The sequence below is a fragment of the Pseudoalteromonas sp. T1lg65 genome, from assembly GCF_051930985.1.
GTDB lineage: Bacteria > Pseudomonadota > Gammaproteobacteria > Enterobacterales > Alteromonadaceae > Pseudoalteromonas.
Map to the genome: position 1 here is coordinate 210,237 of NZ_CP196837.1, position 26,470 is coordinate 236,706.

The following is a 26,470-nucleotide window of genomic DNA, read 5'->3' on the forward strand; positions in this document are numbered from 1 at the left end:
ATTGCATTGCTATTTAGAGCCTTGTATTGAACTTGCTCGTCGTGCTGGTGAAGCCATCATGGCTATCTATCAGGCTGATGATGTGGGTGCTCAAGAAAAGTCGGATCATACACCTGTTACGGCTGCGGATCTTGCATCAAACGAAGTACTAATGGCTGGCTTACAAGAAATCGCGCCAGACATTCCGGTGATGTCAGAAGAAACACCAATCCCCCCACTTAATGAGCGACAGCACTGGACTAAATATTGGTTACTAGATCCAATGGACGGGACTGGTGAATTTATCCTTGAAAGTGGTGACTTTGCAGTTAACATTGCTTTGATCGAAAATAATAATCCGGTACTCGGCGTTATCTATTGGCCCTCTAAGGGAGTGACTTATTATGCATCGAAAGGAAATGGTGCATTCAAACGAGAAGACAATGGTGTGAGTCAGCAGATCTTTGTTTCTCCGAGGGAGACTTTAACGCTAGCGGTAAGTCGTCGACAAAAACTGGAATCAGTGAGCCAGTATCTAAATAGCCAATTTGATACCGTCGCATTGGGCTCTTGTTCACTTAAGGCATGTATTATTGCCGAGGGAAAGGCGGATTGCTTTTTGCGAGTCGGGCCAACTGGAGAATGGGATACTGGCGCATCTCAGGTGATTGTCGAGGAAGCTGGTGGATGTATCACAGATGCGGAATTTAACCCGCTTACCTACAATCAGCGTGAAACGACAGAAAATCCTGACTTTATTGTAATGGGGCATCCCGATTGGCAATGGCAAAAGCTAATTAGTCCACATCATCGCTCACTTGATTAGCCGATTTACATCACAAAACCTGATAAAAACGGTGTTTTGTTTTATTTTTGCGCAAACGAAGCTGTTTTTATATTAAATCCCTTGCAATAAATGTTTAATCTTATAAGATAGCGGCCTCTTGAAAGGGTAAGCCCCTGAAAAGAAGTTTGAGTTGAGTTTTTAGCTCAAAATTATAGGCGCGGTATAAAGCAGAATGATAAATCATTCGTCGGACTCGCTAAGCCTAAAAAGTCGAAAGTCGTCGGTTGCCGACGAAAGTAGACTATAAAATTACAGGCGCGGGATGGAGCAGCCTGGTAGCTCGTCGGGCTCATAACCCGAAGGTCGTCGGTTCAAATCCGGCTCCCGCAACCACTTCTTTGCTTGAGAGAAGTAAAAGATTCGGCACTTCTTTAACTGAAGTAAAACGTTAAATAATAGGCGCGGTATAAAGCAGAATGACAAACCATTCGTCGGACTCGCTAAGCCTAAAAAGTCGAAGGTCGTCGGTTTCTGACGAAAGCAGACTATAAAATTACAGGCGCGGGATGGAGCAGCCTGGTAGCTCGTCGGGCTCATAACCCGAAGGTCGTCGGTTCAAATCCGGCTCCCGCAACCACTTCTTTGCTTGAGAGAAGTAAAAGATTCGGCACTTCTTTAACAGAAGTAAAACGTTAAGTTATAGGCGCGGGATGGAGCAGAATGATAAATCATTCGTCGGACTCGCTAAGCCTAAAAAGTCGAAGGTCGTCGGTTCCCGACGAAAGCAGACTATAAAATTACAGGCGCGGGATGGAGCAGCCTGGTAGCTCGTCGGGCTCATAACCCGAAGGTCGTCGGTTCAAATCCGGCTCCCGCAACCAACTCCCTGTAATTTCTCCTATCACTATTCTTTTTATTTCCTAACTTCGTTTCTCATCGATACTGCAAAGACTATTTTTCTTTTTGTTTGCGGTAGGCGTTTTTCGTGTGGCTGGTGTCGTGAATGGAGTTAAGAAAGTGGAGTCGCTCCACTTTCCGCATACCCTATATGGTATTAGATGCTAATTAGTGCTTTTTCGCATACTCTTCAGCTTGCTTCCAAACTCTTAAGGTATTTCCACCCAAGATTTTCTTGATGTCCGCTTCGCTGTAGCCTCTGTCTAGTAAACCTTGTACTAGGTTTGGATAACTAGAAACGTCTTTTAAACCTACTGGTAATGAATCACCAACGCCATCGTAGTCAGAACCAATACCAACATGATCGATACCAATTAACTTAACGACATGGTCAATATGATCCAGTACTTGTTCTAGTGTTGCGAATGGGAATGGGTTTTTTGCTCTGAATGCTGCGCGGAAGTCGGTTTTTCCGTCGTTGCCGCTGTCTTTTTGAGCCGCTTTTAATTTGTCATACCAAGCGCCAGCTTTGGCAGTGACAAAGCTTGAGCCGAAGTTAATTTGAATAACACCGCCATTTTTAGCCAATGCTTTTAGCATGTCATCATCCATATTACGTTCAAAGCCGGGAGTATATTTGCGCAGTGAAGAGTGAGAAGCAATGACTGGTACTTTAGATAGCTCCATCACTTGATAAAACGCAGCGTCCGAAATATGAGACACATCAATCAACATGCCCACCTTGTTCATCTCAACAACCAACTCTTTACCGAATGGGCTTAAGCCTTTCCATTTACGGCGGATGTCGTATGAAGAGTCAGAAATATGATTGCTTTGCGAGTGCGCCAATGTGATGTAACGAACACCACGGTCGAAGAAGTGTTGAAGGTTCTTCATTTCTCCTTCGATAGGTGAGCCATTTTCCATGCCCATTGCGATGGAGATCAGCCCTTTATCAAAGTTGTCATAAATATCTTGGCTGTTATAGGCCATGGCAAACTTATCAGGTGCACGATAAGCCAACGCTTCCATACCATCAATCAGCTGATTCGCTAACTGGTAGCTCTTTCCCTTACCTTCAAATTCTAGGTTCGCAGGAATATAAATCGACATAAAAGGCGCATCAAGACCACCAGCAACCGCTCTTGGGTAATCAAAGTCACCGCCTTTGGTGGCTTTACTCACATCATCCCATTCATCGTTAATGCGATAAGGTACATCGATATGGGTATCAATTAGGATATTTTCTTTAGCGATTTTGACCGCTTTGTCTGAGGCGGTGTATTCGCTTGCATAAGCGCTGGAAACAGCCAGCGATAGCGCACATAGAGCAGTTGCTAACTTCATGGGGTTACCTTTTTGTCGTAGTTTTCATCTGATTGTATCAATTATTACTTCATCCTCAATCTTTTACGTTCAACCACCATATTTGCCGCTTAACATGTGTACCTTTTATTAATCCATTTATTTTTAACGTTTATCACCAAAATTCACCGCTCATCATTTAGTGCGCTTCTAGCTTTTTGAAATCCTTACTATTACTCCCAAGCAAAACGCAAAAAAATCAACAGAAAGGAAATGAAAATGAATAAGATGAAAAAACTAACACTGGCACTTGCGACATCACTACTAGCTTTAGGCTCCACAGCCGCAGCTGCGGATGAGAATACTGGGTTGAATATGTGGGAAGGGGTATCCGTCAATATACACAGTTTAGATATTGATAAGCGTTTTTCTGGTGAGGGAGCTGGCCTAACTTTCCAAAAGAAGCTATACACTATTGATGAGCTGGATTTAGAATATTATACGCGTTTTAACTTACAGATGTTACGAGATGAAGACTCGCAGGAACATGCTGAACAAAAAGAAATCGTACTCGGTTTCAACTGGAACGTGACAGAGAACCAGCGCCTGTTTTTGGAAGGTGGGTATGTACAGCAAGATTTGAGTTTGGCCTCGGGTAATACGACGTTGAGCTATGACACCGCAGCATTAGGAGTTGAAACTTTACTTGGAGAGCGAACAGCGCTGCGTGGTGCGATTGAATACCAAGATGGCATTAAATCTGACACAGGCTTCTCTTTGGCATTAAGAGCCGTTCACACTCGTTTTGCCCCTGAAGTTGGCTATCGTAAAGTAGGTGATGATGAATCTGTATACGTTAACCTAGGCTTCAACTTCTAATAAGGTTTCGCTAAACAGTGGTTACGGTTACAATGCGTTCCAAAAACAGGGAGCGCATTGCTATGTTGGCATCTTTAACATCAATAAAAAAACCAACCAAAGCCTATTGGTTATGCCAGCTCATGGTTGTATTAGTATCGATGCTAATAGCACATTCTACTGTTATTTTTTTAACAGGAGGAATTGAACAAATAAAGAATGTCATGCCACGCAGTTTAGTCTCTGCAACTGGTATTGTGATAATTAGTCACTTTTTAATTCGCAATGGTAGCCACTTTGTGATGTCTCGATATGGCTGGACCCAATCAAAGTTTTGGCTGTTAGCTGTATTGTCATTGCCAGCCGCTATCGCGAACAGTTTGTGGTTTGAATATGTAACTCTTCTTACTCCTGGAGCTGATAGTGCGGCGTTTACCCTTCCTGCTCATAAAGGTCAGGCAGATATTCACTACACGTTGGACTTTCATAATTCGTCTGGCGCAGCATTTAAAGTAGCGGCTTATTACGGCCAATATCTTTTTTGGTCCCTCTGCTATTACGTAATCACAGGTCGTCGGGAGAAAAAACGCTTGCAACAAGCTTTAAAAGAACAGCAGCTGGCGGGATTGTTAAATCAAATTAACCCTCACTTTTTGTTTAATTCGCTCAACACTATTCGTGGCATGATTTATCAAGACCAAGATAAGGCCGCTGAAGTGGTCACACAGCTTTCCGAATTATTTCGTTATAACCTGTCGACCGACTTGCGGACTCATGTTGCATTCAAAGACGAATGGCATATTTGCTGTCAGTATTTGGAAATTGAAAGCGTTCGCTTTGGTAAGCGCCTTAATTATCGTTTGGGCTGTCCTACAGAGCTTGAACATGTCACCGTCCCCAGTATGTCGGTGCTAACGCTGGTTGAAAATGCGGTTAAGCATGGTATTTCACACTTACCATCAGGTGGTGAGATCTCGGTAGTTGTGGCGTTGGGGAATACGCCCAATTCGGTTGAAATCACGGTTAAGAATCCTTTTGATGCTGCTCGAGTCAACTCAGGCACGCAATTAGGACTGCAAAATATTCGCTCCCGTTTAGCAATCATGTTTGATGGGCAGGGGAAATTACTGGTTGAGCCCAGCGATAATGAATATGTAGTACGTATGGTGATCCCAAATGGCAAATAAAATCCAAGCTCTGGTTGTAGATGATGAACCACTGGCACGCGCAGAATTGGCAAGGTTACTTAAAAATCACAAAGAAGTTGAGATCTGTGCAGAAGCGGAAAATATCTTTGAAGCCCAGCAGCAAATTCAAACCTATGCTCCACAGGTTATCTTTTTAGATATTGAAATGCCCGGAGGCACAGGGCTTGAATTAGCGGAGCAGCTTGGTGGTGATATTCCCATCGTGTTTTGCACCGCATACAACGAATTTGCCGTTGATGCATTTTCGCTTAATGCCGTCGATTATTTACTAAAGCCGGTACAGGCAACGCGTTTGGAGCGTGCGGTATCAAAGTTAGCGCCGTTACTCGCAGAGCAAACCAACACCACCTTGGACGATGATTTTAAGTTGATGGTAAAAATGGGTGAGACTATGCGCATTATTCAATTGCGGGAGATCATCCGCTTTGAAAGCGTGGGTAATCATGCAGCCATCTATACCCAGCATGGTAAAGCCTATTTACATAGCTCCCTGAGTAAAATTGAAGCACGATTAAAAGAAGACGTTTATCTTCGCGCCAGCCGCAGCGATATAATTCGCCTAGATGCCATTACTGAGATGGAAGAAACCATCAATTATGGTTTGATGGCAGTGCTAAGCAATGGTGCCGAAGTAGAAATATCTCGCCGCCAAGCCAGTAAACTTAAAAAGCAAATGAGCTTTGTTTTGTAGCTAACCTACAAGCTAATGCTGAAATACGCAAATGTAGAGTAGCGTTGTAGCATGTCGCTAATCCCGAGTTCAGGTTAGTTAACCTAGTTCCTAGTAAGCTGAGTAATCATCCTCAGCTTGCATCGCTTGAAACTGTGCTTTGCTCACAATATTCACTGACTCATGTAGTTCCGAGTACACTAACAATGCTTCGCCAGATTTCAGCTGTGCTTTTACTTGCTCGACTTTGGCCACAGTACTGACTTCACTATCACCGTAATCGGTGCCTTCTCTTAAGACATAATGCTCAATCAAGTTATCTAAGGTTTGTGCGTCAAGTTGTTGATACGGGATCAGCATGAAATCATCACTCTTTAGTTGTTGTGTGAAACAGTTTGAAGTAGGTCGGAACGGCTTGCTCTAACCAAAATGTAGGTCGCAGTGGATTGGCACCGCTAATAAAACCAACATGTCCACCATAAGGTGAAACCGCCAATGTGACCGCGTTACTCACTTGCTCCTCTGTTGGTACCGCTTTTGTTGATAACATCGGATCATCTTCTGCGTGGATCAGTAACGTTGGTGTGCTGATGTGCTTTAAGTAAGGCTGTGCGCTGGCCTGTTGATAATAATCTTCTGCGCCTTTAAAGCCATGTAGTGGCGCGGTGATTTGATTATCAAATTGCCACAAGTCGTTAATTTGCTGCAAAGATTCAGCATCGATCGACAGCTTATCTTCTAGTGTGCTTAACTTGCGGGAAAACGATGTTTTCATCCTATCCAACAAATACTTTTGATACAGTTTGAAGCAGCTTTTTCTGATCACCTGGCATGAAGACGAAAGGTGATAGGGGGCAGAAATCACAACACTTGCCTCAAGCTGACTCACTGTTTGCTCTCCTAAGTATTTAGCAAGCACATTACCACCCAATGAAAAACCAACGGCAAATAACGGACGATTTGGAAAACGTGATTTAAGTGTATTGATAAAAAATCTAAGATCTTCAGTTTCGCCACTATGATACGCGCGAGCTTGCCGGTTTACCTCACGAGAACAGTTGCGAAAATGCATAAGCACCGCATCAAAGCCTTGCTTGGTTAGCGCCTTGAGTAGTCCTTTTGCATAGAAGCTATTGATATTGCCTTCCAACCCATGCAGAACGACAACCAAAGGTGCTTGGCGATCACCGTGTGTTGCCCAGGCGAGTTCTAAAAAATCGTCATCAGGGGTTTCTAGTTGTTCAAAGGTCACTTCACAGTGTAAAAAAGGCCGAAAAAAGCGCGGCAAAATAGTTTGCGCATGGCGGTTTCGCATCCACCATGCTGGCTTAAATTCGAGACTAAAGGTTTGGATAGTTTCGCTTGGAGTCGCTACATTCATCACACACTTCCTACAATGAAAGTGCAGTTTACCGTAATCTTGCGCAATGGTTAACTAGTCTGGATGTAACGAGGTTAAATAAAAAGCACCCGACCAGCAAGGCTGATAAGGTGCTTTGTGCGTCGTGCTTAATTCTTAAGAGCGGGGAACTAAGCGACCAGCTGATTGCTAGTCATTCAGTTAATGTAACTCGGTACTTTAGGTTATGGCGCTTCCGATTCCATGACTTTTTTCATGAAAAAGTACACGTAGTAACAGCACAGTAAAATCACGACGCCAAGTATGCCAAAAGACAAAAATAACACGGGGTCGGAGAAGAAATCTCTAAAGAATACGTTCATGGCTGTGTCCTCATAACTTGTCGATGAGTTCATAGTAGTTGAGCGTGGATAGGGCTGATATGATCAAGATCAAGTTTCAACTCGAGCATAAAGCCAACAGCGGCTAACATTTGATCTCGATCAGGTTTTGGAGGTGAGGCTTTCGATGCTTGTTAGCTAAAGCAGTCGCTAAGGTGGAAAGCACACACGTTATTTTATGCTTAGTGGTTTTTCAGATATTGAAGTCAGCATAACACCGTAAAACATACCATTATATTCCGTCACCCTCATTAAACCTCCTCTAGTCGATTCTTTGAAAGTTGCTCTTTGAGTAAGCTGGTCTAGCGCTTGGCTTATTGCATTTTGACTTGTTCCCTCTAACGTTAAGGCACACAGTTGATCGGAACATGCAAGATCCTTAAGTAGAAGATCTCTCTGCTCAAATTCAACCTTTGTTAAGTCGTCATGTAGTTCGCCTTCAATCATTGCGGCCCGTTGCGTGGTTAGCTCATTTCTGAGGTTTGAAATCAACTCATCAAGCTTTTCTTGCGTCAGGTCATGAAAGGGTTGGGAGTATAATTGGTTCGCTTCTGCAGTGTGGGAAATTAACTGCGAAAGTGATTCTATACTTTTGTGACTCATAGCTGTGTCTTCAACTATCTTTGACTCACTATTGTTAGGAGTGAGCTTGCCTTCGCTACTACTATCAGTGCTTTGCTGTTGAGTATTTTTTTTATTAGAAGAGGAAGGTGGCGCTATGGGCCTTTCAGTGACGAAGGTATTTTGTTTTTTGACTTCCTGCGTATCTTCAGAAGTCGCTGGTTTTAATATCATGTAGGCAGATGCAGCGGCTAAAAATAGTACCAGCAAAGCTAAAATTTTTTTCATTGATAAATCCTTTAAAAAGGCCACCTGTCAATTGCGCGGTAGCCAAGAAACAACACAAGTATATTCTTTATTTTGTTTCGTCTATAGGCTTTTTAGGTACATTGACGGGTTGAACCAATTTCCAAACGTGTCCACCAGCAGAGTCAGTCACACCGCCATTTCTGTCAACGACACACGCATTAGTGCAACGATAAGTTCCTCCCGAGGTAACAACTGTGCTTTCTGCATAGGTTGCTACAGATAAAAAAGTAGCAGAAGCTAAAGTGATTAGCGCGAATATTTTTAGAGAGTACTTCATAACTAATTTTCCTTATATGTATTAATTGAGTTTAAGATGTTATTGTTTTTTTTTGATTTTGTAAACTTTTTTGGTACAGATGGCTCGTTCTGCCACTCACAGGCCTAATCTCTAACGAGTTTAGATTAGTATTATAAAGAACCCGAGTGTAATAATAGTTACCTTTTGTAGGTAGTAACTCGTATAGCTAGCGAGTGTTTCTGTACCTGTGATCTAATATCTTGATCTGCTCAGTACCAAGGTAAAGTGGTAAGTTGCTTGCGGATAATTGTGGATTAAGGCCCGCGTTATCCAGCACGTTAAGGAGTAAATCTTGCTGGCGTTTTTCTAGTTCTAGCTCGGTTTTGAGTAAACTGCTTTTAAGCGATTGGTAGTGCAAGTAGTCTTGATGCTGGGACTTCAGTTTAGCGCGAATCGCCCTTTGCGGTTTCAGGATCTCATTATCAAAAGCGCAGGCTACACGTGTTAATGCCTCGACATGAGATGTTGTAAGCTGGATCTTGAGCTCGTCACAGTAGCAAAGCAGCAGGCAGAGATTAATATTAACCCCCGCCTCATTTTGCAAAGCAAGTAGTTTGCTTTGCCAGCCGTTTTGGGCGTAGCGATGGCAAGCAAACTGCCAAAAGGCTTCGCGGTCTAGCATATTTCTCCAGTACTATCGAAGTGGTTTTGTTTTTCTTCTAGTTCTTCAAGTGCCATTAGCAGTTCTTCTTCAACGTCATTGAGTGCGGGAGTGACTTTGGCCTGCTTAGCGAGTAATTCAGTAAGTTTTGCCTTGTTTTCCTCTTGATACAAACTGTTATCAGCCAATGCAGTCTCTATTTCTGAGGCTTCAGTCGATAGTTTATCCAGTTGCTTTTCAAGTTTTTCAATAGACTTTTTCAACGGTTGAATGGCTTTTCTGAACTCGGCTTCTAGGCGTTTTTGTTCTTTACGGTTGGCGCTTGAGTTCTGTTTTTGCTCGTCGCTTTGCTCTGAAGTTTTGGCTTGTTCTTTATTGGCATTCATCAGCCATTGATAATATGCGTCTAAGTCGTAACCAAACTGCGAAACCGTCCCGTTATCGACTAAGTAGAATTCATCAGCGGTGTTTTTTAGCATGTGTCTGTCGTGCGATACAGTCACCATTGCGCCTTCAAAGCCTTGTAGCGCCATCACCAGTGCATGACGCATCTCTAAATCAAGGTGGTTGGTTGGCTCATCCAGTAGTAGTAGGTTTGGCTTTTGATACACTAACATAGCAAGCACTAAGCGCGCTTTTTCACCGCCAGAGAAAGGCGCAACGGGTTCCAGCGCTTTGTCCCCATTGAACGCAAAGCCGCCGAGAAAATCACGAATAGATTGCTCCGTGGCTTTGGGGTCCAGTCGCTGGATATGTGTTACCGCACTGGCTTGCAAGTCTAAAGATTCTAATTGGTGCTGAGCAAAGTAGCCGATATTCAAACCTTGGTGTTGGAACACCTCTCCTGCTTGCGGCGTTAAATCACCAGCTAGCAATTTGATCAACGTTGATTTACCGGCACCGTTGCGGCCTAATAACGCAATTCGGCTGCCGGGCACGAGATTTAGTTTGATATCGTGCAAAATCGTCACGTCACCATAACCTGCCTTGGCTTTTTCCAGAGTCATTAGCGGATTTGGCAAGCTGCTGGGATCAGCGAACTCAAAGTCAAATGGCGAGTCCGCGTGGGCTGGGGCCAGCTTTTCCATACGCTCGATGGCTTTTACACGGCTTTGTGCTTGTTTGGCTTTACTGGCTTTGGCTTTAAATCGCGTTATAAACTTTTCCAAGTGTGCAATGGTAGCTTGTTGTTTTTCAAATAACGCTTGCTGTTGCGCCATGCGTTCTGCTTTTTGACGCTCAAACTGAGAGTAGTTACCGCTGTAGACATTAATTTTTTGTTGATCGATATGCCAAATTTCGCCGACCACCGCATCTAAAAACTCTCTATCGTGTGAGATCAGCACTAAAGTGCCCTGATAAGCACGTAAAAAGCGCTCCAGCCAGTAAACCGCGTCCAAATCTAAGTGGTTGGTTGGCTCATCCAGTAGCAATAAATCGGCGTCCCGGATCAACGCCTGCGCTAAGTTTAAGCGCATGCGCCAGCCACCCGAAAAATCACTGACGGCAAAGTCGATTTGCTCATTACTAAAGCCTAAACCATGCAATAGTTCACCGGCCTTTGATTCAATACTATAGCCTTTGATGTTTTCTAGTTGTTGGTGTGCTTTTGCTTGAGACTCGCCATCACCATCTAGTTCAGCTTGTTTTAACTGGCATCGAAGCGCGTAGTATTCGGGGTGTCCTTGCAGCACATATTCCAGTGCACTGATATCCAGTGCTGGTGTTTCCTGTTTCACCGAGGCAATTGACCAATCCTTCGGGACTGATAGATCACCACCATCAAGTTGCAATTCGCCTTTGAGCAACGCAAATAGTGTTGACTTGCCGCAACCATTGGCGCCGACCAGACCCGCCTTATGTTGTGGGTAGAGTGTGGCACTAGCTTGTTTTAACAATGTTTTTGCGCCGCGAAGCAGCTCAATTTCAGTGATTTGGATCATAGTGTTTCTAGCTTATCTGTGTTGCGCGCATCATATCATGGATCGTTTTATAACTTGAACTACGTAAAAAGAGCAGTGCTTGTTGCATGCCGCTTATTTAAAGTGCAGGTTTTGTCGTCTCCAAGCGTATCAAGTGGTTTTGAAATGCAGTAAAATTAACCGTAATGTAGTGGTAAGTTGTGCTAAAGGTTCTCGTGAGCCAATAGCCATAGGGTCAAAAAATGAAAGTGAAGAAGCGTTTTATCGCAGGAGCGACTTGTCCAGAATGCCAAAAATTGGATGTGATGAAACTGTATAAGGAAAATGGTGTTGAGAAAGTCGAATGTGTTGCCTGTGGGCATACCATGACACAACCAAAAGATGCGGTGCAAGCATCAACTCGCCAGTTTGAACAAGTCATTGGTGTTTTTACGCCAGAATAAAACCCACTCAGAACAATGATAAAAATGGCTGCCTGATGCGGCCATTTTTATTCTCTGTCTGGCTTTGTTGCTATTATACCAATCCGCTTAACTAAGTGGTCTATTTTGAAGCAAGAAAACTTTGTCGATAGTTCCGCTCTCGCGTCCTGCTACCGCTAAGGTACCTACATCCATGTAGGCAAGGCAAAAATTTCGTTATTTAGTTGTTCTAAATGAGAAATCTTTAACGCAGCCATCGTCAGGTTTAATCTTTCAAAAAGATTAAATGTTATTGCGAATTGGTATTAGTAGTGCGGTGGTGGTGGTTCTTGATGTTGTGGCATCAAGCCAGAGCTTTGGCTTTCTTTCATTTTTTCTGCCAGTAACTCAATTTGACGTTGCATCTTCGCCAAGCGTTGCTGGTGGGTTTTCAGTTCATCGTTGAGTATGTCGATGGTTTCGTCTTGAAAAGCGATTTTCGCTTCCAACTCGTTAATGCGGTTTTCAAGCTCATTCATGATTTATCTACCCGTTTAAATTTTTCCAATAGCCCACTTGAGCTTTCTGTGATCAACGCATTTTCCTCGTCTTGGAATGCCACGTCAAATACTACTGCGGATTTTGGACGACTTCCTTCTCTGGGTTCTACACGCCAAGTCTGCTTGCGAGTACCATCAGCGACTTTCCATAGCACCAGTTCTCGGTTAGGAGAGCCTGTGGCAAGCAATGTGGCATCATCGTTAAATCTAACGGCGCTGAATATTTTCTGTCTCGCCATATATTGAAGTTGAGTGACTATCTCACCAGAAGATAATTGCCAGATGCTAGCTTTTTTCATGCTATCGGCGGTAAAGGCATATCTGCCTTGATTATCAAGTGCCACTTTGGTCACTCTGCTTGGATGATTAAAGCGATAAATCACTTGTCCAGAGCGGGTATCCCAGAAGTAAGCGCTATAATCATTGCCGCCAGTCAAAGCGAAGTGTCCGTTTGGTGACATCGCAATGGAATTGATGTTTTCTTGATGGCCCAAAAACTCGATTCGTCTACCGTTTTCTAAGTTCAGGTGTACAACGATATTATTACTGGTAGCGTATAGTAAATACTTACCTTTGTTGCTAATCGCTACGTCGCGAATAGTACCTTCGTTTATTTGGTAATAACCAAGGTTTTTACCGGTTTGGATATCCCAAATTGCCAGAGTGGTGTCTGCCGCTGTGACCGCTGTTGAGTTATCATCAGCAATTGCCAGAGAATGGATAAGTTCATCGGATGATTCGGAGTGACGCCACTGATACAGCAAACCATGAGATTGGTTATCCCAAAGCATGGCTCCATGTTCAATGGAAGAAATGAGACTATATCGCGCATTGTTTGAAATGACGGCAGAAAAAGCTCCGCGACTAGCATGCTCAATGGTTAATACCGCTGTGCTTTTTTCAAGCCCGCAACTAGAAAGAAATATCAAACAAGCGGCTACAATAGCGCTTTGCAAAACTTTGCTTGTTAGTGAGCCAAAAAAATTGACCATAAAATAGGTAAACCCCCTTAACTCATGTTCGTGCAACAGGTAGACTAATGGCAATAAAAACAAACTTATGGTTTTGATACTAGCGTATTAAAGTCGTAATGTCGTTACGTAATAATAAGAGCAGTAACAGTGGGCTCATCACGGTTGGCATTCCTATGCAGGAATGGTAATGTGAGACCCACCTGTATTCCAATTAATATAAATTTAACAAGACACCTTGGGTTATTCAGTTTAGGCAAGTTGAGTAATCAAGTAGGCAAAGTCGGAGAGAGAAAATAATGAAACAGACAATTAAACTGTCGCTAGTTGCCGCTGCTGTACTTGCGCTTACAGCATGTAACCAAAAAGCTGAAGAGCAAAAGCCAGCTGAAGTGAAACTAGACACAGAGCTTCAGCAACAAGCCTATGGTATTGGCGCGTCAGTGGGTACTTTCCTACAAAAAGATTTAGCGGATAAAAAAGAGTTAGGCGTTGAACTTGATCAAGAGTTACTAATGCGCGGTTTTAAAGACGCTTTAGCGGGCAACGCTCAGCTTGACGAAGCAAAAATCCGTGAAGTACTAACGGCTCTTGATACTTCTGTGCGTGAAAAACAGGCTGTAAAATTAGAAGAAGACGCTAAGAAAAATAAAGCAGAAGGTGAAAAGCACTTAGCAGAAAACGCCAAAAAAGAAGGTGTGACAGTAACTGAGTCAGGACTTCAATATGAAGTACTAACGCAAGGTGATGGTGCAAAACCAACAGCGACAGATAAAGTATCAGTCCACTACAAAGGTACTTTACTTGATGGTACAGAGTTCGATAGCTCTTACTCTCGCAATGAGCCAGCTTCTTTTTACTTAAACCAAGTAATTTCTGGTTGGACGGAAGGTGTTCAACTTATGAATGTCGGTTCTAAATACAAGTTCACGATTCCTTCTGAACTGGCTTATGGTGAGCGCAACATCGGAAGCATTCCGGCAAACTCAACATTAGTTTTTGAAGTTGAATTGCTAGATATCGTAAACGAAGAAGCAGCTGCAGCTGAGTAATTGGTTAAGTTGTGAGGTGACTACCAAATCACCTCATTCTCCAACCGCCAGATAGCAAAAAAGGGCATTTAGCCCTTTTTTAATACCCGCAAAAAACGAAGTTATTCGTTCTATTTGTTTGTTTTAATGATTGGAATATAGGTTTTCGATTAACTCGTCTTCTAGTTCGAAGCGATATTCCAGCACTTCACCAAGATTGGATAGGTCTTTGTCGAAATCTTCCAGCATATCTTCGCTGTCAATTTCTGCATACTTATCATTGAAATCCAACGCAACATCGGTAGTGTCGGTAATTTTTGGATAAAGGGACTGCGCGAGCTGTAAGCTTTCAGGGCCCTTCTCTTGACAGGCTTCAACGAGATTGTCGTAGATTTCAAAATGTCCTGCGGACAGATAATCCATCAAAATCTGACAAAATGATTGAATCGCCACGCTATCTGGTAGCGAACCGTTTTTCTTTTGATCTGGTGCCAACCCTGCAACTTTGTAGTAAAGCACTAAAAGTTCTTGACGCTCGGCCAGCCAAGCATCGATAACGGTGTGGCTGCCTCCCCATTTTTGCTGAGCTTGTTCTAACTGCGTAAGCATAGTAATTCTCCATCAAGCGGGTTACTTACTTCTTATGGAAAGGGAATCTGTGCAAAAGGTCAACCACTTTTTTTGTTTAGCACCAAAAAATATTCGCGTTCACCACAACGATAGAAAGAAAAATTCATATTTTTCATAGGCTTTAAAATAAAAAGCCACCTTGATTAAATCATAGGTGGCAAATAGGCAGTTTAGCTTGTTGCGTATAGTTATTATTTTTATGCTTAAAGGTGTTTTATTATTATTGTTCTAATAACGCAGCAATTTTATATCAAGCTTTTAACCTTGTTGCAAATAGTTAAATTGATTGTATTGTACTTTTTTTATAACCAACTGATATAGGTACAATTTAATTTAGATCATCTCTTGCGCAATTGAATCATGGTTAAGATAGTGCCGCTGTGTACTTAATGATACAATCCTGCACAACATTTTTAGTATTGGATATTGGAACTGAGACGCTATGAGCGAATTGAAAAATGATCGTTATCTTCGAGCACTGCTAAAACAGCCAGTTGACGTAACGCCGGTGTGGATGATGCGTCAAGCTGGTCGCTATCTTCCTGAGTATCGCGCAACAAGAGCACAGGCTGGAGACTTTATGAGTCTGTGTAAAAATGCTGAGTTAGCTTGTGAAGTGACGTTGCAGCCACTGCGTCGTTATCCGTTAGATGCGGCCATTTTGTTCAGCGATATTTTGACAATTCCTGATGCAATGGGCCTTGGTTTGTATTTTGAAACCGGAGAAGGACCTAAGTTTGAGCGTCCAATTCAATCTTTAGCGGACGTAAAAAAGTTACCTAAGCTAGATCCTACTGATGAGCTGGGCTATGTGATGAATGCGGTCAGCACTATTCGTCGAGCGCTAAAAGGCGAAGTTCCGTTGATTGGTTTCTCAGGTTCACCTTGGACATTAGCGACATACATGATCGAAGGTGGCAGTAGTAAAACCTTTGGTAAGATCAAAAAAATGGCATTCTCAGAGCCGCAAACTTTACACCTACTGCTCGACAAAGTTGCTGACTCCGTTATTGATTACCTCAACGCCCAAGTTCAGGCTGGGGCCCAATCCTTAATGATATTCGACTCATGGGGTGGAGTACTTAGCCCAAGAGATTACAATGAGTTTTCACTACAATACATGCAAAAAATCGTGGATGGCTTGATCCGTGAATACGATGGACGCAAAGTTCCGGTGACCTTGTTCACCAAAAATGGTGGGCAATGGATTGAAGCGATTGCTGCAACGGGTTGCGACGCTATTGGTCTAGACTGGACTATTGATATTGCTGATGCGAAACGCCGAGTTGGTGATAAAGTTGCGCTACAAGGTAACATGGACCCTGCAATGTTACACGGTACGCCAGAACGTATTCGAGAAGAAGTTGCGACTATTCTAGCCGGCTTTGGTGAAGGTTCTGGTCATGTATTTAATTTAGGTCATGGTATTACACCAGATGTTGATCCTGAAAACGCGGGGGTTTTCATCAACTCAGTTCATGAACTAAGCCGTCAGTACCACAAATAATATCAATTCTATTAATTAGATGATCAGATATTAATGTGAATTGGTATAACAACTATTTTTGCTGGAAATGAAAAAGCCCAACCAAATTGGTTGGGCTTTTTGTCTTTAACTAGAAATTAGCCTTTTTTCGAGAAGGCACGTTTCATAAAGTTTGGCGTCGCTAATGCACCCTGGTGGATACCGGTGTTGTAGTATTCCGTTTCAAACGTTGCATTGTTAGCGTCTTGCTCTCGGAACCCTGCAAACTTTTCGCCTTTACGTGCCATGGTTGCAGACCACAAGCCGCTTGGATAAATAGGTTGAGGGAAAGGCAAAGTTTGTAGATCCACAAAACCCACTTCCGTCATCGCATCACGCATCTCTAAAAGCAGCGGCATGTGCATGAGTGGTGATTCGCTTTGCTGGATTAAAATTCCACCGCTGCGCAACGCTTTTAAACAGCTTTGGTAGAAAGCATGGTTAAACAAACCTTCACCAGGACCTACCGGATCGGTGCCATCAACGATGATAATATCTAAAGACTCAGCCTGAGCTTCGCGCATGTACTTAATACCATCGTCAAACATCACGGTTGCTCTAGGGTCGTTGTTAGATTCACACAGTTCAGGGAAATATTTTAACGACATTTGGGTAACAACTTCGTCGATGTCGATCTGAGTGACGGTTTCAACGCCAGGATGCTTCAACACTTCTCTCAAGGTGCCACAATCTCCGCCACCGATGATCACGACATTTTTTGGGTTTGGATGTGAGAACAACGCTGGATGACTCATCATCTCGTGGTAGAAAAAGTTTTCACGTGTGCTCACCATAGTGCAGCCGTCGATGATCATTAGATTGCCAAAATCTGTAGTCTCAAACATTTCAACACGTTGAAATGGAGATTGGATTTCATCTAACTTTCTGTTGATCCGTAAAGAAAATGCGCTGCCGTCTCGGTCGCTAATTTCAGTGAACCAGCGGTTTGCTTCTAAGTTTGCCATATTATTTTTCACACTCGATAAAATTTAGCGCAATTCTGCCAGTGCTTGCGCCTTTGCTCAATCAATTTTAGCTAACTATCGCCGCTTTGTCTTGAGGCGGTAAAATTATGGTCGCATTGCTATTCACTGCGTATTAAAATGAACGTTTATATTAGATTTTATCGAGAGCACCAATGACTTGGGGTTTGCATACAGCACGTTCTATTTACAATGTGACTCACTGGAGTGAGGGATATTTTGATATCAACGAACAGGGCCAATTGGTGGCATTTCCAGATGGCGATAACACAAAACCTGGTATATCCCTGCCAGAACTGACCGAGCAATTTAAAGCGCAAGGTCTGACTTTACCGGTGTTGGTCCGTTTTACTGATATCTTAAAACATCGAGTCGATAATCTGACCGCAGCATTTGATGCAGCTCGCGAACATAAAGCTTATCAAGGGCAATATACTTGTGTTTATCCTATTAAGGTTAACCAACAGCGCTCAGTCGTGAGTAAATTACTGGCTCACCCAAGTGGTCAAGTGGGTTTGGAAGCTGGTTCTAAACCAGAGCTGATGGCGATTTTGGGTGTAGCGCAAACGCCTATAACGATTGTCTGTAATGGTTATAAGGACAGCGAATTCTTACGCCTTGCTTGTATCGGCCAAGCTATGGGACATCAAGTCAATATTGTGGTTGAAAAGCTGTCAGAGTTGCAAAGCCTGCTAAAAGAAGTTGATGATTTAGGAATCGAACCGAGTATTGGTGTTCGTATTCGCTTGAACTCTGTGGGTAAAGGTAAGTGGCAGAATACGGGCGGTGAAAAGGGTAAGTTTGGCTTAACCGCCAGTCAGGTGTTGGAAGCCGTCGAGTTACTAAGAAAACATAACCGTTTACATCTGATGCGTTTGGTGCACTTCCATATCGGTTCTCAAATAGCAAACATTCGTGATATTCAAAGGGCACTGCGAGAATGTGCTCGACATTACGCTGAGCTGTGTCAGTTGGGGGTGCCACTTAAAACCGTTGATGTTGGCGGGGGACTCGGTGTGGATTATGAAGGTTCAGGCTCTCGTAGTAGCTGCTCTATGAACTACACCGTCGCTGAGTATGCAAAAAATGTAGTCAATGCGTTTCATGAAGTTGCAGAGGCGAATCAGTTACCGCATCCTGATGTTATTACTGAGTCTGGTCGAGCTTTAACCGCGCATCACGCGGTGCTTGTTACCGATGTAATTGATATCGAACAAGCGCCAAATCAACAAACACCAGCGCAGCCTAGCGAAGATTCGCATTTGTTATTACAAGAGCTCTGGCAATCGCTGGGTAGATTAACGCAAAGAACGGCGCTTGAAGTCTATCATGATGCGACGCATATTTTCGCCGATGCACATGACCAATACGTGCACGGTTTGTTGGGTATGCAACAGTGGGCTGAGCTAGAGCGCTTGTATTTTACCACCTTGCACAAAGTTAGAGACTGCCTAGATAGCAAAGCGCGTTCGCATCAAGAAGTATTGGACGACTTGAACGAAAAACTGGCCGATAAGCTATTTGTAAACTTTTCACTATTCCAATCGCTACCGGATGTATGGGGAATAGATCAGTTATTTCCAATTATGCCGATCGATAAACTCGATCAGCCGTTAACTCAGCGAGCCATCATCCAAGATATAACGTGTGATTCAGATGGGCAGATTAATGCTTATGTTGAAGGTGTTGGTATCGAGTCGAGCTTACCGATCCCTCAATACCATCATGGTGAACAATATCATATTGCGATGTTTATGGTTGGTGCCTATCAAGAGATCCTTGGTGATTTGCACAACCTTTTTGGTGACACAGATTCTGTGCATATTGAACTGAGTGAGGATGGCTATCAACTGACGAATCCGATTAAAGGTGACAGTGTTGAGGACGTATTAAAGTTTGTTCACTATGAAAAGTCGGTGTTGGCGGATAACTATCAACGTCAAATAGAACGTCAGTCTTTACCGCAAGACACCAAAGCACAATATTTACGTGAATTAAATGCTGGTTTAGAGGGTTATACCTACTTTGAGGACTAGCAATACCTTGGTTAAGCCGACCAACTGGTCGGTTTAATTATGTTTGTAAATCAAGGTATGATTGGCGATATCACATATATAAGTTAGTTCTGTTATTGAGGGAGAGGATGTCAGTCATTCGTCAGGTTGTTAGTTTGGTGTTGTACGCCATTAATACGTTGTTTTGGTTTGTGCCGATTTTCATTTGTGGGATCCTAAAGCTTATCCCAATCCAACCATTGCAAAAGTTACTTAGTCGTATAGCAAAGGCGTGTGCTGGCTACTGGGTGTTTTGTAACACCATAAATCAAAATATGATTGCCCCGTATCAGCTCAAGGTGTCGGGATTAAATGGACTTGAGCAACAAGGGTGGTATTTGGTTATAGCCAATCATCAAAGTTGGGTAGATATCTTGGTGTTACAGCGGGTGCTGCATAACAAAATACCCTTTTTAAATTTTTTCCTTAAAAAAGAACTGATTTACGTGCCGTTTTTAGGTCTTGCTTGGTGGGCGCTAGACTTTCCATTCATGACTCGAACAAGTAAAGCACAGTTAAAGAAAAACCCGAAGCTACGCGGAAAAGATATAGAAACGACGAGAAAAGCGTGCGAAAAGTTTAAGACTACCCCAGTAAGTATTGTAAATTTCGTCGAAGGCACGCGTTTTACCTTGCAAAAGCATTCACGGCAAAATAGCCCATACGAAAACCTGTTAAAACCTAAAGCAGGTGGCATTGCGTTCGTAATGCAGGCGATGGGAGAGCAATTAAATAAAGTCGTTAACGTGACGATTCATTACCCAGACGGGGTGCCGACCTTTTTGGACTTTGCAGCAGGTAAAGTAAACGCGATTAATGTACACGTTGATGTGATGCCTATGAGTGAAAACTTAGTGGGTGACTATAGCAATGATCCAGATTTCAGGGTGCGCTTCCAAGCGGAACTGAATGAATTGTGGCAAAGTAAAGATAAACAAATATCCGAGCTTGAGAGTAGTAAATAGAGGGATTGATGATGTTAAAACAAATAATACCGAAGTGGTTTTTAGGTCTTTCGGCTTGCGCTTGGCTTGCATTGAACACCTTTGTATGTGGTCTATTTGTTTTGATATTTGGCTTGATAAAGCTGTTGTTACCACTGCGTTTTATCTCGACTACACTGCATTTTTTTTATGGTATGTGGTGTAAAGGCAATCATATCGGCTTGCGAATTGGCTGCGATCACTTCCAAGTTCGTTTACCCAAGCAATTGCAGTCTCAAGGTTGGTATTTGCTAATATCTAATCATTTGAGCTGGTTAGATATTGTGGTGTTGAGTGCGTTAGAACTGCTACCTGCGCCAAAATTTTTCTTAAAAGATGAATTGAAATATGTGCCATTTATTGGCACTGGTGCTTGGGCGATGGGTATGCCGTTTATGAAGCGCGCTAGCAAGCAGCAGATTGCCAAAAACCCTAAATTAAAGGGAATGGATGTAGAGAGAACCAAGCAAAGCTGCAAGAATTTTCGAGATCACCCTACGACGGTTATTAATTTTGTCGAAGGTACTCGCTACACCAAACAAAAACATAAACGTCAAGGCTCGCAGTTTAAACATCTCCTAAAACCCAAAGCTGGAGGGGTTGCCTTTGCGTTAGAAGTGCTGTCGGAACAGCTCGATGGCTTGTTAAATGCCTCGTTAGCTTACCATCTAGAGGGTGACAATGTGGTTGTGGCATTTGCCAGTGGAAAGCTAGAAAAAATTGCTGTGAACGTTGATTTTGTTGCCATAGAAGACATTCCACTGGGTAATTATCAGGCTGACAAGGAATATCGCATACAGTTTCAAAACTACATGAATGTGCTTTGGCAGAACAAAGATCAGCAATTAAGCGCATATTGGAGCAATCAACAACAGCAGCCAGAAGCATTGACAAAGGAACTAGAGCAGCTATGAAATATGGTCACTTGAGTGAGGTAATTTTGCCTTTAGTGCAAGAACTACCGCAAGGAGCGCTACTCAATACGTTGATCACCAATGGGGTATCGCTGCTATTTTTACTGCTGCTTTATTGGATCATTAGAAAGCTAGTTTTACCCAATGTTGAGCAGTTTTTAGCTAAAATATCACCCAGACGTATTGCCCATTTAGCACCGCAAATGAGTAAATTTAGCGGTCGTTTTGCATTGGTGCTGTGTTTGCTCATTTTTACCTCTTACAAGCAAAACTTATTTATCGCTCCGGTTTGGGCCTTTACCATGCTTGAAACCATGGCTTATGTGTTGCTAATTATCACTGGCGGCTTTTTACTGAGCAGTATTATCAATATTGGCAACGGTATTTATAGCCTGCTGCCATTTGCGAAAGAGGTACCAATACAAGGAATTGTGCAAGTATCTAAACTGCTAATCTTTATTGTGAGCAGCATCTTGATTGTTAGCATTGTGGTAGATAAATCCCCGACCTATATATTGTCTGGTTTTGGTGCTATCGCAGCGGTCGTTATCTTGGTGTTCAAAGATACTATTTTGGGGTTAGTCGCGAGTATTCAAATTGCTGCCAACCGGCTAGTGGCATTGGGTGATTGGATCCAAGTTGATACTTTTGGTGCCGATGGCGAAGTCATTGATCTGGGATTAAATACGGTGCGAGTACGCAACTGGGATAATACCGTAACGACCATACCCACTTACATGCTGATTTCTGACTCTTTCAAAAACTGGCGCGCCATGCAGGAGTCTGCTGGTAGACGTATCAAAAGGGCAATTAATATCGATTTTACCAGTGTTGAATGCCTTCAGGACAGACGGCTGCTATTGCTTAAGGAACGTTATCCGCTAATTGCGCAGTTACAATCACTACCTGCTGATCTCACGAATTTAGGACTATTCAGGCGTTATGCCGAAGCCTATTTAACGCAGCACGAAGGTGTGAATCAAGAGTGCATTTGTATGGTTAGAGAGCTTGCTCCAAGCCATTATGGTATTCCAGTTGAGTTCTACTGCTTTAGCCGTGATAAGCGCTGGGTCGCTTATGAGCATCTACAAGCGGATTTGATGGATTATATGTTAAGCGTGATGCCCGACTTTGGCCTGAGGCCTTATCAGAGTGTCAGTGATTATTTTGGCGCCAATAAAGTCAAAGTCGCAGCGCTGAAGTAATCAATCTCAGGTGTGGACAAGAAAGTTAGTCCAAACCTGAGACTACTCATTTTATTGACTAACTTGCGATTACACCGAATGTGGCGAAGGCGATCAGCAGTTGCCAAATCGCGGGTTTAAGCCACTTCAACACGATGAATCCACACCCAACAGCCACAATGTCCAACCAAGATGCCACAGCAGAAAGCCATATCGGTTGATAAAATGCTGCGGCTAATATGCCCACTACCGCCGCGTTTAACGCTGCGCTAATGCTAGCAAATCGAGGCAACGCCAATAGTTGCTGCCAATGTTGATTGAACGCCCACATCAATAACAGTCCGGGAAGAAAAATACCTAAGGTTGCGACCGCAGCACCAAGCAAGGGGAGCGTGCTTTGCACAGCGCCTAAGAAGCTGGCAATGGTAAACATCGGACCTGGTATAGCCTGTGCTGCGGCATAGGCGGTTAAGAATGTCTCTTGATCCATTTCTGCAACGCTGGATTGTAATAAAGGTAAAACAACGTGACCGCCCCCAAACACCAATGCACCAGCTTGAAAGTAATTGGCAAACAAATCATGAGGTAATGCAAATAGGCTCATCACAAACAGTGCTAAGAAAAGTAAAAACACCCCCCATTTTACAGTGCCACCTTGGGGCTTTTCTGCATTATCAGGTATTGAACTAAACGAATATACACACGCGACAGCAGCACTAGTAAGCAATACCAGTAACTGCATTTGCAGCGCTGGTACAACCAATAGCGATAAGGTAGTTAGAAAGGCGAGAACTTTTAGTGGTGTTGTCTTACAAAAGCTTTTTGCCATAGTAAGCACTGCATCGGCCACGACGACGACAGCGAATAACTTAAGACCTGAGATAATACCGAGGGCTGAACCCGAAAGGTGCTCGGTACTCATTGCCAGCAATACCATGATAAGAAAAGAGGGTAGTGTAAAGCCGAGAAAAGCAGCAACACCGCCTAAAATACCGCCTTTTTCAAGACCAATGGCAAACCCAACTTGGCTTGACCCCGGTCCCGGTAAAATCTGGGATAAACTGATCATGTTTGCATATCTGGATGCACTGACCCAGTTGAGATTATCGACAAAGTGTTTTTTAAAAAAGCCTAAGTGTGCAGCAGGTCCGCCAAAGCTTGTACAGCCTAATAAAAAAAACTGATAAAAAATACTCAGAAACATAGCGTGCCTTATGTTATTGTTAACATTACATGATGACATTTTTTTATTTCATTTTTGTGACCAATTTTTGAGTCGCATAGTTTTGATGAGCGCAGCATGTCTAAAGTTTTTTGGTTTGTTTTAATTAGTGTTTGTTTGAGCTCATTCAGTGACGCGAAAACAACCATCAATGTGGCTGTGGATCATGCTCCTCCATACAGTACCATAGATGATAATGGTGATGCCCAAGGGTTGATCCTTGATATTCTACAAGCATTGCGTGCAACTCAGCAGCAATTTGTGATTAATCCAGTACCTTGTCCTTTTTCTCGATGCGTCAGGTTGCTCAGCCGAGGTGAAGTCGATGTGATGGGAGGATTGATTAGGACTGAGCATAGAGAAAAAGTAATTGATTATATAAATCCTCCGTATATGGCACTTACGTCATCTTTTGTTTTTTACGCCAGAAAGGACAGTGATATAGAAATCTCAGATTTCACCGATCTGTACGGTAAACGTATTGCTGTAATGCGAGGCGCCGCGTTTTATCCACAGTTTGATGATGACCGAGAGTTAAACAAAGTCTTAGTGCCCAGTGAACGCGTAGCATTCGACTTACTGCTGAAAAGTCGTGTAGATTTGGTTTTGGCTGTTGAAGATACTGCTGAGGTGGCAATGAATGTTCTGAAACAACCACTCAGCCAATTAAAGAAAGTCGAATATCGTCATACCAAGGTTATCTATGGTTATATGGCTTTTAGTCGCAGTTTTGCAAAAACAGAGTTAGGTAACATACTAAAAGAGAGAATGAAATCGCTGGGCGACAGCCATCAGCTGGACGCGCTACTAGGCCGTTATCAATTACCGCCTATTTCTGGAAACCCTGAGCCCGCCTCAATTCACCCCTAGAACTTTTACTTCAAAACAAATAGACGCTAATAATGCGGGTTAGTGCTGCATAAGCTTGCATTCTTAGTAGGTTGGGCTATTTTCAGCTGCAGTTAAGGCATGATAGTAACAATATCAGTATAATAAATTGCAATAATTGAGGCCCGTTATGAACAACTACAAACTAGCAGTATCTGCGATGGTATTATTAGCATTAAGCGGCTGCGAGATGACGAAGACACAGCAAGGCGCTGCGATCGGCGCTGCAGCAGGTGCGGTATTGGGTAAAGCAACTGGCAATCACAAGGACAAACGTGCGGTGATTGGTGCAGCGGTAGGTGCAATTGCAGGCGCTGCAATTGGTGACTATATGGATAAGCAAGAAGCTGCAATGAATGAGGAACTTGCAGGTTCTGGCGTTGAAGTGATTCGTGAAGGTGACGAAATGCGTTTAATCCTTCCGTCCAATATCACTTTTGCTTCTGCCAAATCATCTCTCAATCCAAGTTTTTACTCGACATTACAAGGGATTGCTAAAGTCATGAAAGACTATGATAGGACTTACCTGAGTATCGTTGGCCATACGGACTCAACAGGCTCTGCTACCTACAATCAAACCTTGTCAGAGCAACGTGCAAATAGTGTTAAGCAATACTTATTATCACAGCAAATTTTACCCGCACGTTTGTATGCTGAAGGGATGGGAGAATCTCAGCCTATAGCTAGTAACGATACTGAGCAAGGCAAGGCGCAAAATCGCCGAGTAGAAATTAAAATCATCCCAAATCGCGCTTCATAAGTTCGCTGCCAGCTACTTCTCAGGCTGAAACTTATTGGCTTTCAGTCTGAGATACTCCTCATCTTGCATCACAATACGCTGTATATTTTCAATAAACTGGCGATAGTAACAGCCGCTAAGCAAAATCCCCCCAGTACCTTCAACGCTGAACGTTCATGTTGCTTGAGCGAAGACCACCAGTTTTTAAATTCAGATTGTTCAAACATAGCTAACCTCCAATAATTAAATAAATAAAAATAGCGCTGAGTGTTGCACCAAAAACAGCAGATACAACGGCAGTCAAGACCAGAATATGTTTACTGATAGGTTTTTCAGTAAAGTTGGGTTTTACCTCCATGCCTTCCAAGTTGATCAGCACGCGTTGGCGTATTTCAAAGACGGCGCATAGACTCATCATGGTTTCTTTACTGGCTTGTCCTTCACTTTCTACCCGTTGAATTGTTCTAAGGCTGAGGCCGCATGCATCAGCTAAGTGCTGTTGAGTCCAGCCTTTCTCGGAGCGCAGCTTTTTGACGGTTAAATTATTAAGTTGCATCGTTAACTCACCAATTAAAGCGCGTATTTGACATACATACGGCCCAGATAATATCCGAGGAAAAAGATTGCTACACCCGCAACTAAGCCACCAGCCAAAAAGGTTAGTAAAACTTTAGTTAAAGCTTGTCTGCTATTAAATGGGGAGCTGGTCTTTCTGCCAATAATCAACTTGTCTTTTACCACCAAGCATTCAGTTTCGCAGGTAAAGCCGTTGATGACATCGAAAGTGACATCATATTGTTGCTCGTTATGAGTAAAAACATGGCGGCTCTTAAAGCCCAAGTTTCGCTTTTCTGACAGGCACTCATCATTAATACACACATACTCTTTACCAGTGAGTATATTTGCATAACATGCGATTTGGTCGTCTCCGTCTTGGAAGAACACTCTGTAAGAAGCATTGGCTATTTTATTTGACTTAGACATTTTAATTATCTCTTGTTGTTCAATGTCATACAGCTTGCCTGTAAGTATAACGTAATGCGTCGACAGCTTTGCGTCAGTATGCAAACTGTCATATGACATTACACAGTTTAAATTTATAATAGGTTGATTGTAATGCTTTTATTTTTTATAAGTAGGGTTTAACAGTAGTCGAAAATCGTCGAATATAGCTGGCCAGCTTCGCAAATGTTTTTAGACTGCGGTAAAACCTTTATAAATATCGGACACCAGAGCATCACGTTTATGAA

General features: G+C 42.9%; 29 protein-coding genes and 3 tRNA genes. 16 read left to right on the forward strand and 16 right to left on the reverse strand.

The annotated features are described in order from the left end of the window. Position 1 precedes the first annotated feature (1 nt). The 4 genes from cysQ (at position 2) to ACSLBF_RS00945 (ending at position 1,647) form a co-directional block, all read left to right on the forward strand. Positions 2–805 carry a 3'(2'),5'-bisphosphate nucleotidase CysQ gene (gene cysQ, locus ACSLBF_RS00930; RefSeq protein WP_440054769.1) on the forward strand — a complete coding sequence of 268 codons (804 nt, stop codon included), beginning with the start codon at positions 2–4 and terminating at the stop codon, positions 803–805. 277 nt (positions 806–1,082) lie between these two features. Further along, positions 1,083–1,159 (forward strand) — tRNA-Met (locus ACSLBF_RS00935). A 167-nt stretch (positions 1,160–1,326) separates the two neighbouring features. Next, a tRNA-Met gene (locus tag ACSLBF_RS00940) sits at positions 1,327–1,403 on the forward strand. A 167-nt stretch (positions 1,404–1,570) separates the two neighbouring features. Beyond that, positions 1,571–1,647 (forward strand) — tRNA-Met (locus tag ACSLBF_RS00945). A 184-nt stretch (positions 1,648–1,831) separates the two neighbouring features. Here the strand turns inward: ACSLBF_RS00945 and ACSLBF_RS00950 are convergent. Then, positions 1,832–3,010: a dipeptidase gene (locus ACSLBF_RS00950; protein WP_440054770.1), complete on the reverse strand. Its 1,179-nt coding sequence runs from the start codon at positions 3,008–3,010 to the stop codon at positions 1,832–1,834. A 237-nt stretch (positions 3,011–3,247) separates the two neighbouring features. Here ACSLBF_RS00950 and ACSLBF_RS00955 point away from each other — a divergent pair, with 237 nt between their 5' ends. From ACSLBF_RS00955 to ACSLBF_RS00965, 3 genes are all read left to right on the forward strand, one after another. After that, on the forward strand, positions 3,248–3,847 hold the full coding sequence (locus ACSLBF_RS00955; protein ID WP_440054771.1) for a hypothetical protein: 600 nt from the start codon (positions 3,248–3,250) through the stop codon (positions 3,845–3,847). Positions 3,848–3,909: 62 nt separating this feature from the next. Beyond that, complete coding sequence (locus tag ACSLBF_RS00960; RefSeq protein ID WP_440054772.1) at positions 3,910–5,013, forward strand: sensor histidine kinase; 1,104 nt, start codon at positions 3,910–3,912, stop codon at positions 5,011–5,013. Beyond that, positions 5,003–5,725: a LytR/AlgR family response regulator transcription factor gene (locus ACSLBF_RS00965; RefSeq protein ID WP_440054773.1), complete on the forward strand. Its 723-nt coding sequence runs from the start codon at positions 5,003–5,005 to the stop codon at positions 5,723–5,725. The genes ACSLBF_RS00960 and ACSLBF_RS00965 overlap by 11 nt, the downstream gene beginning before the upstream one ends. Positions 5,726–5,815: 90 nt before the next feature. On the opposite strand, the gene ACSLBF_RS00970 is transcribed toward ACSLBF_RS00965, so the two are convergent. The 7 genes from ACSLBF_RS00970 to ACSLBF_RS01000 all read right to left on the reverse strand — a co-directional run bounded on the left by ACSLBF_RS00970 (position 5,816) and on the right by ACSLBF_RS01000 (position 11,156). Then, positions 5,816–6,064: a YheU family protein gene (locus ACSLBF_RS00970; RefSeq protein ID WP_440054774.1), complete on the reverse strand. Its 249-nt coding sequence runs from the start codon at positions 6,062–6,064 to the stop codon at positions 5,816–5,818. A 7-nt stretch (positions 6,065–6,071) separates the two neighbouring features. Further along, on the reverse strand, positions 6,072–7,085 hold the full coding sequence (locus tag ACSLBF_RS00975; protein WP_440054775.1) for a hydrolase: 1,014 nt from the start codon (positions 7,083–7,085) through the stop codon (positions 6,072–6,074). A 203-nt stretch (positions 7,086–7,288) separates the two neighbouring features. Next, positions 7,289–7,426 carry a hypothetical protein gene (locus ACSLBF_RS00980; RefSeq protein WP_440054776.1) on the reverse strand — a complete coding sequence of 46 codons (138 nt, stop codon included), beginning with the start codon at positions 7,424–7,426 and terminating at the stop codon, positions 7,289–7,291. Between the two features lie 189 nt (positions 7,427–7,615). Next, complete coding sequence (locus ACSLBF_RS00985; protein WP_440054777.1) at positions 7,616–8,293, reverse strand: hypothetical protein; 678 nt, start codon at positions 8,291–8,293, stop codon at positions 7,616–7,618. A 67-nt stretch (positions 8,294–8,360) separates the two neighbouring features. Then, the gene (locus tag ACSLBF_RS00990) at positions 8,361–8,591 is read right to left on the reverse strand and encodes a hypothetical protein (RefSeq protein ID WP_440054778.1); all 231 of its coding nucleotides are present in this window, start codon (positions 8,589–8,591) and stop codon (positions 8,361–8,363) included. Positions 8,592–8,778: 187 nt separating this feature from the next. Beyond that, a complete protein-coding gene (locus ACSLBF_RS00995) occupies positions 8,779–9,234 on the reverse strand; it encodes a TIGR02444 family protein (RefSeq protein WP_440054779.1) in 456 nt (151 codons plus the stop codon). Continuing rightward, positions 9,228–11,156, reverse strand: a complete 1,929-nt coding sequence (locus ACSLBF_RS01000; protein WP_440054780.1) for an ATP-binding cassette domain-containing protein — start codon at positions 11,154–11,156, stop codon at positions 9,228–9,230. Before ACSLBF_RS01000 ends, ACSLBF_RS00995 begins: the two co-directional genes overlap by 7 nt. Before the next feature lie 221 nt (positions 11,157–11,377). Here ACSLBF_RS01000 and ACSLBF_RS01005 point away from each other — a divergent pair, with 221 nt between their 5' ends. Then, a complete protein-coding gene (locus ACSLBF_RS01005; protein ID WP_440054781.1) occupies positions 11,378–11,578 on the forward strand; it encodes a YheV family putative zinc ribbon protein in 201 nt (66 codons plus the stop codon). Between the two features lie 284 nt (positions 11,579–11,862). Here ACSLBF_RS01005 and ACSLBF_RS01010 read toward each other — a convergent pair whose 3' ends face one another. Together ACSLBF_RS01010 and ACSLBF_RS01015 are read right to left on the reverse strand one after the other, a co-directional pair. Continuing rightward, a complete protein-coding gene (locus tag ACSLBF_RS01010) occupies positions 11,863–12,075 on the reverse strand; it encodes a SlyX family protein (RefSeq protein ID WP_440054782.1) in 213 nt (70 codons plus the stop codon). Beyond that, positions 12,072–13,088 carry a WD40 repeat domain-containing protein gene (locus ACSLBF_RS01015; RefSeq protein ID WP_440054783.1) on the reverse strand — a complete coding sequence of 339 codons (1,017 nt, stop codon included), beginning with the start codon at positions 13,086–13,088 and terminating at the stop codon, positions 12,072–12,074. The genes ACSLBF_RS01010 and ACSLBF_RS01015 overlap by 4 nt, the downstream gene beginning before the upstream one ends. A 278-nt stretch (positions 13,089–13,366) precedes the next feature. On the opposite strand from ACSLBF_RS01015, the gene fkpA reads away from it, so the two are divergent. After that, positions 13,367–14,119 (forward strand): FKBP-type peptidyl-prolyl cis-trans isomerase, encoded by a 753-nt coding sequence (gene fkpA, locus ACSLBF_RS01020; protein ID WP_440054784.1) that lies wholly within the window; start codon positions 13,367–13,369, stop codon positions 14,117–14,119. A gap of 123 nt (positions 14,120–14,242) precedes the next feature. On the opposite strand, the gene rsd is transcribed toward fkpA, so the two are convergent. Further along, on the reverse strand, positions 14,243–14,707 hold the full coding sequence (gene rsd, locus ACSLBF_RS01025) for a sigma D regulator (protein WP_440054785.1): 465 nt from the start codon (positions 14,705–14,707) through the stop codon (positions 14,243–14,245). 463 nt (positions 14,708–15,170) lie between these two features. Here rsd and hemE point away from each other — a divergent pair, with 463 nt between their 5' ends. Continuing rightward, positions 15,171–16,235, forward strand: a complete 1,065-nt coding sequence (hemE, locus tag ACSLBF_RS01030; RefSeq protein WP_440054786.1) for a uroporphyrinogen decarboxylase — start codon at positions 15,171–15,173, stop codon at positions 16,233–16,235. Between the two features lie 116 nt (positions 16,236–16,351). Here hemE and speE read toward each other — a convergent pair whose 3' ends face one another. Next, on the reverse strand, positions 16,352–17,218 hold the full coding sequence (gene speE / locus ACSLBF_RS01035; RefSeq protein ID WP_440054787.1) for a polyamine aminopropyltransferase: 867 nt from the start codon (positions 17,216–17,218) through the stop codon (positions 16,352–16,354). Positions 17,219–17,391: 173 nt separating this feature from the next. Between speE and speA the strand changes: the two genes are divergently transcribed. From speA to ACSLBF_RS01055, 4 genes are all read left to right on the forward strand, one after another. Continuing rightward, complete coding sequence (speA, locus tag ACSLBF_RS01040; RefSeq protein ID WP_440054788.1) at positions 17,392–19,272, forward strand: biosynthetic arginine decarboxylase; 1,881 nt, start codon at positions 17,392–17,394, stop codon at positions 19,270–19,272. 107 nt (positions 19,273–19,379) lie between these two features. Further along, complete coding sequence (locus tag ACSLBF_RS01045) at positions 19,380–20,255, forward strand: acyltransferase (protein WP_440054789.1); 876 nt, start codon at positions 19,380–19,382, stop codon at positions 20,253–20,255. Between the two features lie 11 nt (positions 20,256–20,266). Beyond that, positions 20,267–21,187: an acetyltransferase gene (locus tag ACSLBF_RS01050; RefSeq protein WP_440056175.1), complete on the forward strand. Its 921-nt coding sequence runs from the start codon at positions 20,267–20,269 to the stop codon at positions 21,185–21,187. Continuing rightward, positions 21,184–22,392: a mechanosensitive ion channel family protein gene (locus ACSLBF_RS01055; RefSeq protein ID WP_440054790.1), complete on the forward strand. Its 1,209-nt coding sequence runs from the start codon at positions 21,184–21,186 to the stop codon at positions 22,390–22,392. Before ACSLBF_RS01050 ends, ACSLBF_RS01055 begins: the two co-directional genes overlap by 4 nt. A 58-nt stretch (positions 22,393–22,450) precedes the next feature. Here the strand turns inward: ACSLBF_RS01055 and chrA are convergent, their stop codons facing one another. Further along, positions 22,451–23,575 carry a chromate efflux transporter gene (gene chrA, locus ACSLBF_RS01060; RefSeq protein WP_440054791.1) on the reverse strand — a complete coding sequence of 375 codons (1,125 nt, stop codon included), beginning with the start codon at positions 23,573–23,575 and terminating at the stop codon, positions 22,451–22,453. 96 nt (positions 23,576–23,671) lie between these two features. Here chrA and ACSLBF_RS01065 point away from each other — a divergent pair, with 96 nt between their 5' ends. Both ACSLBF_RS01065 and ACSLBF_RS01070 read left to right on the forward strand, forming a co-directional pair. Then, positions 23,672–24,463, forward strand: coding sequence for a substrate-binding periplasmic protein (locus ACSLBF_RS01065; protein ID WP_440054792.1), 792 nt, complete (start codon positions 23,672–23,674; stop codon positions 24,461–24,463). A 148-nt stretch (positions 24,464–24,611) separates the two neighbouring features. Further along, positions 24,612–25,241: an OmpA family protein gene (locus tag ACSLBF_RS01070; RefSeq protein WP_440054793.1), complete on the forward strand. Its 630-nt coding sequence runs from the start codon at positions 24,612–24,614 to the stop codon at positions 25,239–25,241. A 68-nt stretch (positions 25,242–25,309) separates the two neighbouring features. On the opposite strand, the gene ACSLBF_RS01075 is transcribed toward ACSLBF_RS01070, so the two are convergent. Genes ACSLBF_RS01075 through ACSLBF_RS01085 form a run of 3 tightly spaced genes read right to left on the reverse strand, consistent with a single transcriptional unit; the run spans position 25,310 to position 26,303 of the window. Then, on the reverse strand, positions 25,310–25,447 hold the full coding sequence (locus ACSLBF_RS01075; RefSeq protein ID WP_440054794.1) for a hypothetical protein: 138 nt from the start codon (positions 25,445–25,447) through the stop codon (positions 25,310–25,312). Positions 25,448–25,449: 2 nt separating this feature from the next. Continuing rightward, on the reverse strand, positions 25,450–25,776 hold the full coding sequence (locus ACSLBF_RS01080) for a helix-turn-helix transcriptional regulator (RefSeq protein WP_440054795.1): 327 nt from the start codon (positions 25,774–25,776) through the stop codon (positions 25,450–25,452). Between the two features lie 14 nt (positions 25,777–25,790). Then, positions 25,791–26,303, reverse strand: a complete 513-nt coding sequence (locus ACSLBF_RS01085) for a hypothetical protein (RefSeq protein ID WP_440054796.1) — start codon at positions 26,301–26,303, stop codon at positions 25,791–25,793. Positions 26,304–26,470 lie beyond the last annotated feature (167 nt).